We start from the raw sequence: 16,388 nt of genomic DNA, 5'->3' as shown, positions 1-16,388 counted from the left end.
GCGTGGCTTACGCCGCGTTGCGCTTGGCGGCGCTGTCGGCGAGATGACGGCCGGCAATGTAGCCGAAGGTCAGCGCCGGCCCAAGCGTGATGCCGGCGCCGGGATAATTGCCGCCCATGATGCTCGCCATGTCGTTGCCGGCGGCATAGAGCCCCGGAATGACCCGTCCTTCCGCATCGAGCGCCCGCCCGTTCTCGTCGGTGACGATGCCTGCATAGGTGCCGAGATCGCCGACCACCATCTTGATGGCGTAGAACGGCCCGTTCTCGATCGGCGCGACGCAGGGGTTCGGGCCGTGCAGCGCATCGCCCTGGTAGCGGTTATAGGCCTTCGAGCCCTTGCCGAAGGCGGCGTCGTGCCCCTGTGGTGCGGTCGCATTGAACTGCTTGACGGTCTCGACGAACGCCATGCTGTCGATGCCCGCCTTTGCCGCGAGCGACTCCAGCGTCTCGCCGCGCATGAGATAGCCGGTCTTGAGGTGATGACCCAGCGGCATCGGGAAGGGCGGCACGCAGCCGAGGCCGTATTTGCGCAGGGTCGGGTGATCGCACACCAGGTACGCCGCGATCTCCTCGCCCGGTTTCGCCGCCTTGACCATGGCCTGGACGAAGTCGTGATAGGAATTGCCCTCATTGGCAAAGCGCTTGCCGTCACGCATCACCGCGATCACGCCGGGTTTGGCGCGGTCGATGAAATGCGGCATCACACCGTTTGAGCCGTCCTTGCGCTTGGTGACCGAGACCGGGACCCAGGCTGCCGCGTTCGGCAGCCGGTCCTCGACATGCCCGCCGGCGCTTTCCGCAAGCCGCAGGCCGTCGCCGGTGTTGCCGGTCGGTCCCGGCGAAAAATGCTCGTTCCCAGTCGGCGCGTGTGGAAACATCTTCTTGCGCCGTTCGACATCATGCGGGAAACCGCCGCAGGCGAGCACGACGCCTTGTCTGGCACGAATGCGGACGTCGCGTCCCTCGCGGGCGACAATGGCGCCGGTGACAGTGCCGTTCTCGACCGTCAGCTCGTGCACCGGCGCGGACAGCCACATCGGAATCTTCAGATCCTGCGCAGATTTTGCCAGTCGCCCGGCGAGCGCATTGCCGTTGGTCAGCGTCATGCCACGGCCATAGCGCAGCACATCCATCAGATGCCGCGACAGGCGCTTTGCGACATAGACCGCCGAATTCAGCGACTTCGTCGCGCGCATGAAATGGACGATGTCCTTGCCGGATCCGAGCATCATCCCGAATACGGTCAGCTCGGGCAGAGGCGTGCCGAGGGTCTTGATCTGGTCGCCGAGCTCGCGGCCGTCGAACGGGCGCGCCACCATCGAACGGCCACCCTGGGTGCCGCCGGGCGCCTCGGCGTGGTAGTCCGGGAACACCAGCGGCATGTCGAAACGGAGTGCGGTCTTGCTGGTGAAAAAATCGACCGCCTCGGGCCCGGCGCTCAGGAATGCATCGACGCGCGCGGCGTCAAAGTTGTTGCCGGCTTCGTGCCGCAGGTAGGTCCGCGCCTGCTCGGGCGTCTCCTCGATGCCGTAAGCCTTGGCCAGCGAGGTGCCGGGAATCCACAACCAGCCGCCGGAGCGGGCGGTGGTGCCGCCGAAGCGTGGCTCCTTCTCGACGATCAGGACGTCGAGACCGCGATAGCCCGCGGTGATCGCGGCCGACATGCCGGAGCAGCCAGATCCGGCCACGAGCACATCGCACTCGTAAGTCTCAATTGCGTTGCGCTCGTTGCCGGTCATGCAGGCCTCACTTCTTGAACAGCGGACATTTGGATTCGGAGACCGGGCGGAAGGCGTCCTCGCCCTTCACCGTCTTGATGATCTCCAAATAATCCCAGGGTTCCCTGGACTGCTCGGGTGTTTTCACCTTGGCGAGATACATGTCGCGAATGACGCGGCCGTCCTCGCGCAAGCGTCCGCCATGAACGAATGTATCCTCGATTGGCAGCTCGCGCATCTTGGCCATCGCCTTGGCGGGATCATCGGTGCCGGCGGCCTTGATGGCCTTGAGATAATGCAGCACCGAACCGTAGACCCCGGTCTGGATCATGGTCGGCATCACCTTGGTGCGCTCGTAGAATTTCCGCGACCAGGCGCGGGTTGCCTCGTCCATGTTCCAATAGGACGCCGTGGTCATGTAGGTGCCCTGCGCTGATTTGAGCCCGATCGCGTGCACGTCGGTGTCGAACATCAGGAGGCCGACCAGCTTCTGGCCGCCCTGGACCAGGCCGAACTCGCCGGACTGCTTGATCGCATTGTCGGTGTCCTGGCCCGCATTGGCGAAGGCGACAACGTCCGATTTGGAGCTTTGCGCCTGGAGTGCAAAGGAGGAGAAATCGGCCGTGTTGGTCGGGTGCTTCACGCCACCCAAGACCTTGCCGCCCATCTCGTTGATGAAGCGCGTGGCGTCCTTCTCGAGCTGCTGGCCGAAGGCGTAGTCGGCGGTGATGAAGTACCAGGACTTTCCGCCTTCCTTGATTACGGCGGATGCCGTCACCTTCGACAGCGCGTAGGTATCGTAGGTGAAGTGCACGGTGTTCGGGCTGCAAAGCTCGTCGGTCAACGAACTCGCGCCGGGGCCGGAGAGCAGCGCAATCTTGTTGCGCTCGCGCACCATGTTGTGGACGGCGATCGCGATGCCGGAGTTGGGGATGTCGACGACGGCATCGACCTTGCCGTTGTCGAACCAGCCGCGCACGATCTGCACGCCAACGTCGGTCTTCATCTGGTGGTCGGCGCTGATGATCTCGATCGGCTTGCCGAGCACGGTGGGCCCGAATTCCTCCACCGCCATTTTCGCCGCCTCGACGGAGCCCGGCCCGCTGTTGTCGCGGCCCCAGCTCGACAGATCCGTAAGCACGCCGATCCGCACGGCGTCGTCGGAGACTTGCGCGTTCGCAACGGTGGTCATGACAGCCGAAGTCATGGCCACGAACATGGCGCAGGCCAAAAGCCCTCTCATCGTCGTTCCCTCTCGTTTATGGGCCGCTTGGCGCGGCTGGTTGTTGTGACAGCAAGTTAGATAATGGTGAATAAGTTTGTCAATGACGAATAAAGGCCTCTGCGTCGTCCCGGCGAAGGCCGGGACCCACACCGCGTGATCTATTAATGCCGGGCGGTCGCAGGACCGGAGCGCGGGTCTTCGCCAAACTCCCCCTGTGGTTATGGGTCCCGGCCTTCGCCGGGACGACGGTGGGAGGCCGTAGCGCGAAAAATCTCGCATCGTGATCTGGGGAGGACTAACACTCCCGCAAGTTGCAACCGCTACAACGTTTAGCCATGATGCCATCTGGAATCTTGGGGCATGGCGATGACGGCAGCATCGGGGGTCTCCAGTGCGGCGGAGAAATCGACGACGGCGCATGTGGTGTGGGCGAGCGCGCTCGGCACCGCGATCGAGTGGTATGACTTCCTGATCTACGGCACGGCGGCGGCGCTGGTGCTGAACAAGCTGTTCTTCCCAAGCTTCGATCCCTTCGTCGGCACGCTGGCGGCGTTCTCGACCTATGCCGTCGGCTTCGTTGCGCGGCCGATCGGCGGCGCGATCATCGGGCATTATGGCGACCGGCTCGGCCGCAAGAAGATGCTGGTCGCGACCATGATCGCGATGGGACTGGGCACGTTCCTGATCGGCTGCCTGCCGACCTACAGTCAGATCGGCGTCTGGGCGCCGATCTTCCTCGTCATTTTGCGCTTCGTCCAGGGCATCGGACTCGGTGGCGAGTGGAGCGGCGCCGTGGTCATGGTGGCCGAGCACGCCGGCAACCGCCGCGGCTTTTACGGCAGCCTGGTGCAGATCGGCTTCCCCGTCGGCGTCGCCGCGTCCACCGGCATTTTTGGTCTGATGACGCAGCTGCCCGAGGCGGACTTCCTGAGCTGGGGCTGGCGCGTGCCGTTTCTGATCAGCATCCTGCTCGTCGGCGTCGGCTTCATCGTGCGGCTGAAACTCGCGGAGACGCCGCACTTCAAGGAGGTGCTCGAGCGCAAGGAGGTTCTGGCGCAGCCGGCGCTGGAAGTCCTGCGCCGCGACTGGCGCAGCTTCCTGCTCGCGATCGGCATCACGGTGTCCGAAGTCGGGCTCGCTTATCTCCTCACGGTTTTCACCGTGGTCTATGCCACGACGCAGCTCGGCCTGCCGCGGCAGGTGATCCTCAATGCGGTGGTCTATGCCGCGCTCGTCGAGCTCGCGACGTTGCCCCTCGCCGGCTGGCTGTCCGACATCTTCGGTCGCAAAGCGCTGTATCTCGCCGGCGGCGTGTTCTCGGTGGCGCTGGCGTTTCCGTTGTTCTGGTTCCTCGACACCAGGGACCCGGCGCTGATCACGCTCGCGCTCGTCGTCACGATGACCCTGACGCATGCGTTGCTGTTCGGGCCGAAGGCGGCCTTCATGCCGGAGCTGTTCCGCACCCAGGTGCGCTACAGCGGCGCATCGCTGGGAGCCAACGTTGCCGCCGCGCTGAGCGGCGGCTTCTCGCCGCTGATTGCGACGGCACTGCTGGCATGGGCCGGTTCTTATTGGGCCGTGTCGGTCTACATCATTGCACTGTCGATCGTCACCATCATCGCGACGCTGATGGCGCCAGAAACGGCGCGGGACCAGCTCAGGTCCTGAGGATCGCCTTCATCACGTCTGCCGCGCCAGCGGGCCCGCACGTTCGAAGCTATCGTTTTTGTGTGCACGTCCTGACGTCTTCTTATGCGCGCTGCCAAAAGCCGATGCAGCGGGGCGAACCATTAGCCGCGTTTATGCGGCGAATTTTTACTTCCAATTTTACTTCACGACATCCCGCCCATAGCCTCCCTCGCAATTGATCACATCCGCAGCCGGTCAATGGCGACCGGTGCGCAGCGTTCATCGTAGCCAACGAGGGTTGCCATGCTTGACAGGGACAAGGGGACATCCACTGCCAATCCGGCGGGGACGAGCGACAAGCCTGCGAAAAAGCTGAGCCGGCGCACGCTGTTGAAGGGCGCTGCGGCGGTGGCCGGCGCGGCCGCAGGATCGGACGCGATCCGCGGATTCCCGACGATCTGGGCGCAGGAGATCAAGGACATCGAGCTGCGCCATGTCGGCGTGTCCTATTCGGTGGTGAAGGCGATCGGCGACCAGGCGGCCAAGGATCTCGGCTTCAAGGTGACGATGCAGAACCTCGACACCTCCGCCGCCATCAACCGCTTCATAAGCCAGCCTAATACGGTCGACATCGCCGATCTCGAGGGGTGGCAGGCCAAGCTCGCTGCCAAGCGCGGCGTGATCCAGGGCATCGAGGTCAAGAAGGTCAAGGAGTTCGACAACATCCTGCCCATCTTCACCAAGGGCGAGATCGACGGTCACAAGATCCCGCGCCAGGGCATCTCGCCCTACGAGGCCATGTATATCGCCAAACCCGATTCGACCGATCTGAACGACGGCGTGACCGAATGGGCGACCTTCCTGCCGCAGGTCTACAATGCCGACTCCATCGGCTATCGCCCCGACCTCGTCGGCCATGAAGTCACAGAATGGAAGGATCTGATCGATCCGAAATTCAAGGGGAAGGCCGCGATCCTCGACGTGCCTGCGATCGGCATCATGGATGCCGCGCTCTGCTTCGAAAGCGCCGGGCTGATCAAGTACGGCAACAAGGGCAACATGACCAAGGAGGAGATCGACTTCACCTGCAACAAGCTGATCGAGCTCAAGAAGCAGGGCCAGTTCCGCGCGACTTGGACCACCTTCGACCAGTCGGTGCAGCTGATGGCGGCGGGTGAAGTGGTCATCCAGTCGATGTGGTCGCCGGCGGTTGCCGCGGTGCGCGTGAAGGAAATCCCGTGCGTCTACGCGCCGGTCAACATCAAGAACGGCAAGGAAGGCTATCGCGGCTGGTGCAACGGCATGGGCCTGATGAAGCATCTCTCCGGCAAGAAGCTGGACGCGGCCTACGAATATCTCAACTGGTATCTGTCGGGTTGGCAGGGCGGCTTCGTCGCGCGCTACGGCTATTACAGCCCGGTCCCCTCGACTGCGAAGAAATTCCTCACGCCGGCCGAATGGGCATTCTGGTACGAGGGCCAGCCCGCGCCTGAGGTGGTCAACGACCCCTATGGCGTGCCGATGGAGAAGAGCGGCACCAAGCGTGACGGCGGCTCGTTCCTCGACCGCGTCAAGAACATCTCGTGCTGGAACACGCTGATGGACGAAGCCGCCTACATGAACAAGCGCTGGAACGACTTCAAGGTGGCCTGAAACCTGCTTCACCTGACGTGAACGAAGCGCCGGCGCGGCAATGCGCCGGTGCCAAATGACCGAGTTCGAGGCGTTTGCCGACATGCAGCCAAGCCTTAGTCCAGCCCAAACTCCACCACGCGCAAATCTCGCTGGCTGGCTCTACGTGTCGCCGCTCGTGCTGGTGCTCGTGCCGTTCTTCGTGGCGCCGATCCTGGTCGTGCTGGCCGCGAGCTTTTTCGCCACCGACGGCTTCGGCGGGCTGACGCCGGGCTTAACGCTCGCAAGCTATGTCGAGGTACTGCATTCGGCGCTGACGCTGAAGCTGTACCTGGCGACGATCAAGTTCACGGTGCTGACCTGGGTCTTCACGCTAATCATTGGCTTCTTCGTCGCATACTTCCTGGTCTTCCACGTCCGCAATCAGCTGCTGGCGATTGGCCTGTTCCTGCTCTGCACGGTGCCGTTCTGGACCTCGAACATCATCCGGATGATTTCCTGGATTCCGCTGCTCGGCAAGGAAGGCCTGATCAACCAGGTGCTGCTGGGGCTCGGTCTGATCCGCCAGCCGCTGGAAGTGCTGTTGTTCTCGGACCTCGCGGTGGTCATCGCCTATGTCCACCAGCTTACCATTTTCATGATTGTGCCGATCTTCAATTCCATGGCACGGATCGACAAGAAGCTGATCGAGGCCGCGATCGATGCAGGCGCCAGCCGTTTCGACATCATGCGCCTGATCGTGGTGCCGATGTCCAAGAGCGGCATCGCCCTCGGCACAATCTTCGTCGTCTCGATCGTGATGGGCGATTTCTTCGTGGTCAAGGTGATGTCCGGCGGCGGCTCGGCCTCGGTGGTCAGCGCGTTCTACGAGGACGTCGGTGTATTGCAATATCCGACCGCAGCCGCAAGCGCGGTGCTGCTGACGCTGGTGCTGGTCGCCATCGTCTCGCTGATCCTGCGCACCGTCGACATCAGGCAGGAGATCACGCGATGAGCGCGGTTCTCGCCGACATGCCCAAAACCGACATGTCAAAGACGGTCGCGCCTGCGACGACCAAGGCGATTGCACCGAGCAAGGGCGGCCGGCCGTGGACGTTTTATGTTCTGGCGACACTGTTCGCGTTCTATGTGATCGCGCTGTACGGCCCGATGTTCTGTATCTACGTCCTGTCGTTCCAGGATATCCGTGGCGGCCTCGTGTTCCCGATGAAGGGCACTTCGCTGCACTGGTTCGTCGATCTCTTCACCCAGGTGCGAACCGGCGACGTCAAGGGCTCGTTCGATCGCTCGATCAAGCTCGCCGTCATTGTCACTGTCATCACGGTGGTGGTCTCGTTCCTCGCCGGGCTCGGCTTTCGCAAGCGCTTTCGCGGCGACACCGTCGTGTTCTACATGATGATCGGCAGCCTGGTCGCACCAGGTCTCGTGCTCGGCCTCGGCACCGGTCTGTTGTTCCAGGCGCTCGGGCTCAATGCGAGCTGGTACACCTCGGCGCTCGGCGCGCAACTGTCCTGGACGCTGCCGTTCGGCGTGCTCGTGATGTTCGCGGTGATGTCGCGCTTCAACCAGGTCTGGGAGGAGGCGGCCTATGACCTCGGCGCCAGCCGCTGGCAGTCGATCCGGCTGGTGATGATCCCGGTGCTGGCGCCCGGCCTGGTCGCGGTCGCGCTGTTCGGCTTCACGCTCTCCTACGACGAGTTTGCGCGCAGCCTCCAGACCGCGGGCTCACTGAACACGCTGCCGCTGGAGATCTGGAGCATGACCTTGAACGTCACGTCGCCCTCGCTTTACGCGCTCGGCACGGTGACGACGATCGTGTCCTTCATCGTCATCGGCGCGAGCCTGGGCAGCATCGTGCTGATCCAGAAGAAACGCGGCAGCAGCACAAAGGGTTGAGCTGGGAAATGAAGAGCGATCGCGGCGATATCGAACTGGCGGGCGTCTGCAAGAGCTTTGACGGCGTCAGCAATGTGGTCGACGGCGTCAACCTCAAGATCGCCGATGGCGCCTATTGCTGCTTCATCGGTCCGTCCGGCTGCGGAAAGACCACGATTCTGCGCATGATCGCCGGCCACGAGGACCCGACCGCCGGCGAGATCGTCATCGGCGGCCAGAACGTCGTCGGGCTCGCGCCGGTGCAGCGGCGCACCGCGATGATGTTTCAGTCCTACGCGCTGTTCCCGCACCTGACCGTGCGCGACAATATCGCGTTCGCCTTGCGCGTACGCGGCATGTCGAAGGCCGTTCGCCTGCGCGCAGCCGATGCCATGATCGAGAAGGTGCGTCTGACGCAGTTCGCCGACCGCCTGCCGGCGCAGCTCTCCGGCGGCCAGCAGCAGCGTGTGGCGCTGGCGCGCGCCGCGATCACCGAGCCGAGGGTACTTTTGCTCGATGAACCGCTCTCCGCCCTCGACGAGCAGCTCCGCGTGCAGATGCGCCAGGAGCTCAGGCGAATGCAGCAGGAGCTCGGCATCACCTTCATCCACGTCACCCACACCCAGCTCGAGGCGATCGCGCTCGCCGATCTGGTGGTGGTGATGGAGCAGGGCAGGATCAAGCAGGCGGGCGCGGCCCGCGACGTCTATGCCCATCCGCATGATCGTTACGTCGCCGAGTTCATGGGCGGGCAGAACGTGCTGTCGGGGCGGGTCGAGAAGGTCAACGGTTCGACCTTTACGCTCGCGCAGGCCGCGCCTGATGGCATCGAGGTCCCGCTTCAGGCGCGGCCCACGGTCAGCGTCGGCGACAAGATCGATATCGCCGTGCGCCGCGACGATGTCGCGCTGGTCCGGCCGGGCAGGGAGCTGCCGCCGGGCTGCTCCACCTCGCTGCCGAGTCGCGTGCTCGCGATCGAATACCAGGGCTATTTCGTCAAGGTCATGCTGGACACCGTGCCGGACGACGCGTTCGTCGCCTATGTGCCGGAAAAGACCTTCTTCGCGGATCCGTTCACCGTCGGCGACGTCGTGATGGCCACATGGGCCACCGGCAGCGCGCTTCCACTTTCCTAAAGACCCGTCGCGCACAGGAGTATGATCGTGCAGATATCCTTCACACTCAACGGACGGCCAACCACTGTCGATGTCGAACCGGCGATGCTCGTCGCCGAACTGCTGCGCGAGCGGCTCAACCTCACCGGTACCCATATCGGCTGCGACACCAGCCAGTGCGGCGCCTGCGTGGTGCATCTCGACGGCCTGCCGGTGAAGAGCTGCACGCTGCTGGCGCCTGCGCTCGACGGTGCGACGCTGCTCACCATCGAAGGGCTTCACGGCGCCCCCGGTTCGAACCAGATGCATCCGATGCAGGAAGCGTTTCGCGAGCATCACGGTCTACAATGCGGCTTTTGCACGCCCGGCATGCTGATGATGGCGGTGGCGCTCGCGGCCGAAAAGCCGGACCTCACGGAAGCCGACGTCCGCCACGGCCTTGAAGGCAACATCTGCCGTTGCACCGGCTATCAGAACATCGTCGTCTCGGTCATGGCTGGCGCTGCCGCCATGAACGCCGCCAGGGGAGAGTGACCATGGGCAACGTGATCGGGATCGGCGCTTCACCCAAACGGAAAGAGGACCAGCGCTTCCTCACCGGCCGCGGCAATTACGTCTCCGACATCAAGCGTCCCGGCATGACGGCCGGTGTGTTCGTGCGCTCGCCGCATGGACACGCGATGCTGCACGGCATCGACAAGAGTGCGGCCCTCGCATCGCCCGGCGTCATCGCGGTCCTGACCGGCGAGGATGCCGCCGCGGATAAGTTAGGCTCGCTGCCCTGCGGCTGGGGTATCACGGACGCCAAGGGCGTTCCGATGAAGGAGCCGCCGTTCCCGATGCTGGCGCAGGGCAAGGTGCGCTTTGTCGGCGACATGGTGGCCTTCGTCGTCGCGGAGACGCCGGCGCAGGCCAGCGCTGCAGCCGAGCTGCTGACGGTCGAGTACGAGGTGCTGCCCTCGGTGGTCGGCGTGCTCGAAGCCGTGCGACCCGGCGCGCCGCAACTGTTCGACGACGTGCCGAACAACATCTGTTGCGACTGGGAGCTCGGCGACAAGGCCGCGGTCGAGACCGCGTTCCGGAAAGCGGCACACGTCGCAAAGCTCAGCCTCGTCAACAACAGGCTGATCGGCAACCCGATGGAGCCGCGCGCGGCGATCGCCGAATACGAGCCCGGCACCGATCGCTTCACGCTGTGGACCACCAGCCAGTTCCCGCATGTCGTGCGCTTCCTGATGGGTGCGCTGGTGCTGAACATTCCGCAGCACAAGCTGCGCGTGGTGGCGCCCGATGTCGGCGGCGGCTTTGGCGTCAAGCAGTTCCACTATGGCGAGGAGGCCGTGATCACTTGGGCCGCCAAGCGCGTGATGCGGTCGATCAAATGGGTGGCGAGCCGGTCGGAAGGCTACGTCTCCGATCGCCACGGCCGCGATCACGTCACCGAGGCCGAACTCGCACTGGACGAGACCGGGAAGTTTCTGGCCTTCCGCGTCAATACGCTCGCCAATATGGGCGGCTATCTCTCGACCTTCGGACCGAACATTCCGACCAATCTCTACGGTCCGCTGCTCGGCGGCGTCTACACCACGCCGGCAATCTACTGCAACGTGAAGGTGGTCTTCACCAACACCGTGCCCGTCGACGCCTATCGCGGCGCGGGCCGGCCCGAGGCGACCTTCGTGCTGGAGCGCATCGTCGATGTCGCAGCCAGCGAGATGGGGATCGACCGGGTCGAGATCCGCCGACGCAACATGATCCCGAAGGAGGCCTATCCGTATCAGACGCCGGTGCTGGTGCAGTACGATTCCGGCGACCCGATGGGGTGTCTCGACGGCGCTCTTGTCGCGGCCGACGTCAAGAACTTCGGCATCCGCAAGGCGGAGTCGGCGCGCACGGGCAAATTCCGTGGGCTCGGCTACTCGACTTATGTCGAGGCCTGCGGCCTCGCGCCGTCGCGCTTCGCGGGACGATTGGGCGCACGCGGCGGGCTCTATGAGAGTGCCACGGTGCGGGTGCATCCGACCGGCCAGGTCACGGTCATGATCGGCACGCACAATCACGGCCAGGGCCACGAGACGACGTTCGCGCAGATCGTCTCGGAAAAGCTCGGCGTCGCGTTTGACAACGTCGACATCGTGTTCGGCGATACCGATCGCGTGCAGTTCGGCATGGGTACCTACGGCTCGCGTTCGCTGGTGGTCGGCGGCGCGGCGCTGTCGAAGGCGACGGACAAGGTGGTCGCGAAGGGCAAGAAGATCGCGGCGCATCTGCTTGAGGCGGCCGAAGTGGACATCCAGTTCGTGGCCGGAAAATTCTCGGTCGCAGGCACCGACCGCATGAAGACGTTTGAGGAGATCGCGGGCGCCGCCTACGTGCCGCACGACTATCCGCTCGAAGTGCTGGAGCCGGGACTGGAAGAGCAGGCTTATTATGATCCCGTCAACTTTACCTATCCCGGCGGCTGCCACATTGCCGAGGTCGAGATCGACCCGGAAACCGGCACGGTGACACTGGTCAATTACACCGCGGTGGACGACGTAGGCACCGTCATCAACCCGATGATAGTCGAGGGCCAGTTGCATGGCGGCATCGTGCAGGGCGTCGGCCAGGCGCTGTACGAGAACGCGGTCTATGACGAGGGCTCGGGCCAGCTGCTGTCGGGCTCGCTGATGGACTACTGCATGCCGCGTGCCGACCACATGCCGATGATGAACATCGCGACCCATTCGACGCTGTGTACGCATACGCCGATGGGCGTGAAGGGCTGCGGCGAGGTCGGCACCATCGGTTCGCCGGCTGCGGTCATCAACGCGGTGGTCGATGCGCTGTCGCATCTCGGCGTCACCCATGTCGACATGCCGGCGACGCCGAACCGGATCTGGCGCCTGCTGCAAAATGCATCGCTGCCGGTCGCTGCGGAATAGGGAGGATGACAATGAAGCCGTTTGCCTATCACCAACCGGACCGGATTCCCGACGCTGCTAAACTGCTGACCTCGATCGAGGACAGCAAGCTCGTCGCCGGCGGCATGACGCTGATCCCGACGCTGAAGCAGCGGCTCGCCAGTCCGCCAGCCTTGATCGATCTGTCGAAGCTCGGACATCTGAAGGGCATCAGCGACGACGGCGCCACCATCACGATCGGTGCGATGACGCCACATGCGGTGGTGGCCGCCTCGAAGCTGGTGCAGGCGAAGATCCCTGGTCTCGCCGCGCTGGCCTCGATGATCGGCGATCCCGCCGTCCGCATCCGCGGCACTATCGGCGGCTCGGTCGCGAACAACGATCCGGCGGCCGATTATCCCGCAGGTGTGCTCGGATTGGGCGCGACCGTCGTCACCAGCACGCGCGAGATCGCGGCCGACGGGTTCTTCCGCGGCCTGTTCGAGACCGCGCTTGGACCTGGCGAGATCATCACGGCGATCCGCTTTCCGGTGCCGCTCAAGGCAGGCTACGCCAAGTTCAAGGCGCCGGCGTCGCGCTATGCGCTGGTCGGCGTGTTCGTGGCGAAATTCGCCGATGGCGTTCGCGTGGCCGTGACCGGAGCGGGCTCCGGCGTATTCCGCGTTCCTCCGATGGAAGAAGCGCTGTCTCGAAGTTTCGATCCGTCCGCGATCGCGGCAATCAGGATCGATACCGAGGGTCTCACCTCCGACATCCATGCCGAAGCCGACTACCGTGCGCATCTCGTCACGGTCATGGCCAAGCGCGCCGTCGACGCGGCGCTCAGTTAGCACTTTAGGATTGATGATGACTGATGGTTCCGGCCGAACGGCCTTCCCGCCGGCGCCGACTGGCCTTGGCTCGCTTTCCGCAACCGAGATCCTGGCCGGCTACCGGCGCAAGGCGTTCACTCCGCGCGATGTCGTCGACGACACCATTGCCGCGCTGGAGGTGACCAATGAGGCCTGCAATGCGGTGGTGACGCCGATGTACGAGCAGGCGAGGGCGAAGGCCGATCGTCTCACCAGGGAGATGCGCGCCGGCGAAGTCAAGAGACCGCTCGCCGGTATACCTGTGACGATCAAGGACCTGGTCTTTGTCGCGGGCGTGCCGGCCTATGGCGGCTCGCCGATGAACAAGGCATTCGTGCCCGATGTCGACGCGGCGGTTGTCTCGGCGCTGAAGGAGGCGGGTGCGATCGTCACCTGCAAGACCACGACCTGCGAGTCCGGTTACAAGTTGACGGCAGACAGCCCGGTCACCGGCACCACGCGCAATCCCTGGAACCACGCTCGCACCAGTGGCGGATCGAGCGGCGGCGCGGCGGCGGGCGTTGCCGCCGGCTGCGGTCCGATCGCGATCGGAACCGATGGCGTCGGCTCGATCCGCGTGCCCTCGTCCTTCTGCGGTGTGTTCGGCCTGAAGCCGACCTTTGGCCTGGTGCCGCGTTCGCCCGGCTTTTCGCCACCGTCCTGGGGGTCGCTCGCGCATACCGGGCCGATCACGCGCACGGTCGCGGATGCTGCGCTGACGCTGGAGATCATCGCCGGCTACGATCTGCGCGATCCCGCGAGCCTGCCGGTGGCGGCGCGGCGGTTCGATACAAATGCCGCGCCGTTGAACGGCATTCGTATCGCCGCCAGCGTCGATCTCGGCTACGCCGCCGTCAGCCCCGATGTGCGCGCGGCGTTCGGCAAGGCGCTGGCCATTCTCGATGCCTGCGGCGCGCAGGTCACCATGGATGGTCCCGGCCTCGATCCCGGGATCCTCGAACACACGCTGAAGCCGATCGCCTTCACCGAACAGGCGGCCGCGGTCGCGACCAGGACCACGGCCGATCTCGCCAGCTCCGAAGCAGATTATCTTGACGTCATCAGTGCAGGCCGACGCTACAGCGGCACGGACTATATCGAAGCGGGGTATCGCCGCGGTCAGGCTCGCAGCGGCTTCCTGAAGCTTTTCGAGCGCGTCGATGCGCTGGTGACGCCGACCGTCGCGGTGACCGCGTTCGAGGCCGGCCGCATCGGCGTCGACACGGTCGACGGCAGCAAGGTCGATCCGCATCTCGGCTGGTCGCCCTTCACCTGGCCGATCAACCTCGCCGGCCTACCGGCGGCGACCCTGCCCTGCGGCTTCGATCGCGATGGAATGCCGATCGGCTTGCAGATCGTCGCTCCCTGGCTCGACGAGCCCACGATCTTCCGCATCGCCGCTGCGTTCGAAGCGGCGCAGCCCTGGGCGGTGTTCTGGCCGTCACTGGCGCTCCGCGAAAGTCCCGCGCGCGCGAAGGTATGAAGCTCAGGACAGCTCGATCGGCTCGCCGCGGCCGCTGAGCTCTTCGTCGAGGCGCAGATAGTGCGCGAGATAGTCGTGCAAGGCGGTCGCCGCCTTCGAGGTCGCGCCGCTCGACTTGTAGAGCAGCAGCTCGATCTTCGGCAGTGGCGGCAGGCCCTCGTTCGGGCCGATCTCGCGCATCGCCGGCACCAGGGCGCTGCGGCCGAGTACGGTCACGGCCATGCCGGCGAAGGCCGCCGCCTGAAGGCCGCCGACGCTTTCGCTGACGCAGGCGATGCGCCAGCGCAAATTCGCGCGTTCCAGCGTGTCGATCGCGTAGTCGCGATAGATGTTTCCGGGCGGCAGTAACGCCAGCGGAATGGGCCGTTCCTGGTGCGCGGCGGACTGCTCGCCGGTCATCCAGACCAGTTGCTCGCGCCGTACCACCTGGCCGCCCGTAAAATCGTTCATGCGGGTCACGAGCGCGATGTCGACATCGCCGCGCTTGACCAGGCCCACCAGCGGCGTCGAGAGCGCGCAATTGAGCTCGACCTGGACGCGGGGGAAGGATTTTCGGAACACGCTGAGGATCTGCGGCAGCATGAAGGCGGCATAGAGGTCCGGCGTGCCGAGTACGACCTGACCCTCGATCTCCTGTGACGCCAATTGCGAAATCAATTCGTCATGCAACCGCAGGATGGACTTGGCGTAGGTGAGAACCGTGGTGCCGTCCTCGCTCAGCGTCAGCCGGCGCCCGGCATGCTCGAACAATTGCTTGCCGGTGAGCTCCTCCAGCCGCTGCAATTGCAGGGTGATGGCCGGCTGGGTGCGGCCCAGCCGCCGCGCGGTCTCGGTAATGCTGCCGGTCTCGACCACGGAGATCAGCGACCGGAGCATGCGGATATCGAGGCTGATGAGGTTCATGCGGCATCCATGTCGCCCAGAATTTATGCAAGTTCCATGCTAGGGCGAATGGGAGCCGGGGTGGGAAGGCTCGGTCGCAGACGGCCTGTTCTCATCAATTAAACGACGTGCCGGTCCAGCATTGCTGGCATACTGAATATTGATTATCAGGCGGTCCGGCGCGCATGATGCGCCCAACGAACACAAAAAGGGAGCACAAAACATGAAAGAGAGATCAGCAACGCGACGAGAGCTGCTTGCAATTGCCGCGGCGGCAAGTGCTGCGTCAATCGCGGAAGTTGCGCCGGCTGCTGCGCAGGCCGTGCCGAAGCCGATCTTTCCGGTGCCGATGGTCACCATTCCGATCGTCGGCGAAACCCAGGTGTTCCAGGTCCGCCGCATCTACTGCATCGGGCGCAACTATGCGGCGCACGCGATCGAGCGCGGCTCGGACCCGAACCGCGAGCCGCCGTTCTTCTTCCAGAAGCCGACCGACGCAATCCAGAACGTCGCTGTGGGCGAGGTCGCCGACCATCCCTATCCGTCGCTGACCAAGAACTATCACCACGAAGTCGAGCTGGTCGCCGCGCTGAAGTCCGGCGGCTCCAACATTCCGGCCGAGAAGGCGCTCGACCATGTCTATGGCTACGCGCTCGGCCTCGACATGACCCGGCGCGATCTCCAGAACGGGATGGCCGCGGAGAAGAAGCCGTGGGAGATCGGCAAGAGCTTTGACCACGCCGCGGTGATCGGCCCGATCCACCCGGCCAGCAAGACCGGCCATTTCGACAAGGGCGCCATTTCGCTGGCGATCAACGGGACGGTGAAGCAGAGCTCGGATCTCAGCAAGATGATCTGGAGCGTGGCCGAGCAGATCGCAAAACTGTCGGAAGCCTTCGAACTGAAGGCCGGCGACATCATCTATTCCGGCACGCCGGAGAATGTCGGCCCGGTCGTGAAGGGCGACGTGCTGTTGTGCAAGCTCGACGGCTTGCCGGACATGTCGATCAAGATCGTCTAGCGCTCCCCTCTCCCCGCCTGCGGAAAGTGAGGGGCGGGACGTTTTCGCTTCG

Annotated in this window: 13 protein-coding genes; 10 read left to right on the top strand and 3 right to left on the bottom strand. The window is 64.4% G+C overall.

Annotation, left to right across the window (positions count from 1 at the left end):
* Positions 1-7 precede the first annotated feature (7 nt).
* Together IVB41_RS11680 and IVB41_RS11675 are read right to left on the bottom strand one after the other, a co-directional pair.
* Positions 8-1,741: an FAD-dependent oxidoreductase gene (locus IVB41_RS11680; protein ID WP_247431169.1), complete on the bottom strand. Its 1,734-nt coding sequence runs from the start codon at positions 1,739-1,741 to the stop codon at positions 8-10.
* A gap of 7 nt (positions 1,742-1,748) precedes the next feature.
* Positions 1,749-2,963: an ABC transporter substrate-binding protein gene (locus IVB41_RS11675; protein WP_247431166.1), complete on the bottom strand. Its 1,215-nt coding sequence runs from the start codon at positions 2,961-2,963 to the stop codon at positions 1,749-1,751.
* Between the two features lie 348 nt (positions 2,964-3,311).
* Between IVB41_RS11675 and IVB41_RS11670 the strand changes: the two genes are divergently transcribed.
* From IVB41_RS11670 to IVB41_RS11630, 9 genes are all read left to right on the top strand, one after another.
* Positions 3,312-4,613 carry an MFS transporter gene (locus IVB41_RS11670; RefSeq protein ID WP_027570532.1) on the top strand — a complete coding sequence of 434 codons (1,302 nt, stop codon included), beginning with the start codon at positions 3,312-3,314 and terminating at the stop codon, positions 4,611-4,613.
* Between the two features lie 264 nt (positions 4,614-4,877).
* Complete coding sequence (locus IVB41_RS11665; protein WP_247358416.1) at positions 4,878-6,227, top strand: PotD/PotF family extracellular solute-binding protein; 1,350 nt, start codon at positions 4,878-4,880, stop codon at positions 6,225-6,227.
* Between the two features lie 55 nt (positions 6,228-6,282).
* Positions 6,283-7,200, top strand: coding sequence for an ABC transporter permease (locus tag IVB41_RS11660; protein ID WP_247431162.1), 918 nt, complete (start codon positions 6,283-6,285; stop codon positions 7,198-7,200).
* Positions 7,197-8,102, top strand: coding sequence for an ABC transporter permease (locus IVB41_RS11655; protein ID WP_247431159.1), 906 nt, complete (start codon positions 7,197-7,199; stop codon positions 8,100-8,102). Before IVB41_RS11660 ends, IVB41_RS11655 begins: the two co-directional genes overlap by 4 nt.
* A gap of 8 nt (positions 8,103-8,110) precedes the next feature.
* On the top strand, positions 8,111-9,217 hold the full coding sequence (locus IVB41_RS11650) for an ABC transporter ATP-binding protein (protein WP_247431156.1): 1,107 nt from the start codon (positions 8,111-8,113) through the stop codon (positions 9,215-9,217).
* 21 nt (positions 9,218-9,238) lie between these two features.
* Complete coding sequence (locus IVB41_RS11645) at positions 9,239-9,730, top strand: (2Fe-2S)-binding protein (RefSeq protein ID WP_247431154.1); 492 nt, start codon at positions 9,239-9,241, stop codon at positions 9,728-9,730.
* 2 nt (positions 9,731-9,732) lie between these two features.
* Positions 9,733-12,120: a xanthine dehydrogenase family protein molybdopterin-binding subunit gene (locus IVB41_RS11640; protein ID WP_247431151.1), complete on the top strand. Its 2,388-nt coding sequence runs from the start codon at positions 9,733-9,735 to the stop codon at positions 12,118-12,120.
* 11 nt (positions 12,121-12,131) lie between these two features.
* Entirely contained in the window at positions 12,132-12,929 is a 798-nt protein-coding gene (locus IVB41_RS11635) for a xanthine dehydrogenase family protein subunit M (RefSeq protein ID WP_247431148.1), read from the top strand.
* Between the two features lie 16 nt (positions 12,930-12,945).
* Positions 12,946-14,433: an amidase gene (locus IVB41_RS11630; RefSeq protein ID WP_247431145.1), complete on the top strand. Its 1,488-nt coding sequence runs from the start codon at positions 12,946-12,948 to the stop codon at positions 14,431-14,433.
* Between the two features lie 3 nt (positions 14,434-14,436).
* Here IVB41_RS11630 and IVB41_RS11625 read toward each other — a convergent pair whose 3' ends face one another.
* Positions 14,437-15,336: a LysR substrate-binding domain-containing protein gene (locus IVB41_RS11625; RefSeq protein ID WP_007613849.1), complete on the bottom strand. Its 900-nt coding sequence runs from the start codon at positions 15,334-15,336 to the stop codon at positions 14,437-14,439.
* A gap of 202 nt (positions 15,337-15,538) precedes the next feature.
* Here IVB41_RS11625 and IVB41_RS11620 point away from each other — a divergent pair, with 202 nt between their 5' ends.
* Positions 15,539-16,336, top strand: coding sequence for a fumarylacetoacetate hydrolase family protein (locus IVB41_RS11620; protein ID WP_247358427.1), 798 nt, complete (start codon positions 15,539-15,541; stop codon positions 16,334-16,336).
* Positions 16,337-16,388 lie beyond the last annotated feature (52 nt).

This window comes from Bradyrhizobium sp. 44 (genome assembly GCF_023073095.1).
Taxonomy (GTDB): domain Bacteria; phylum Pseudomonadota; class Alphaproteobacteria; order Rhizobiales; family Xanthobacteraceae; genus Bradyrhizobium.
This window is presented reverse-complemented; position numbering and strand designations above follow the sequence as displayed.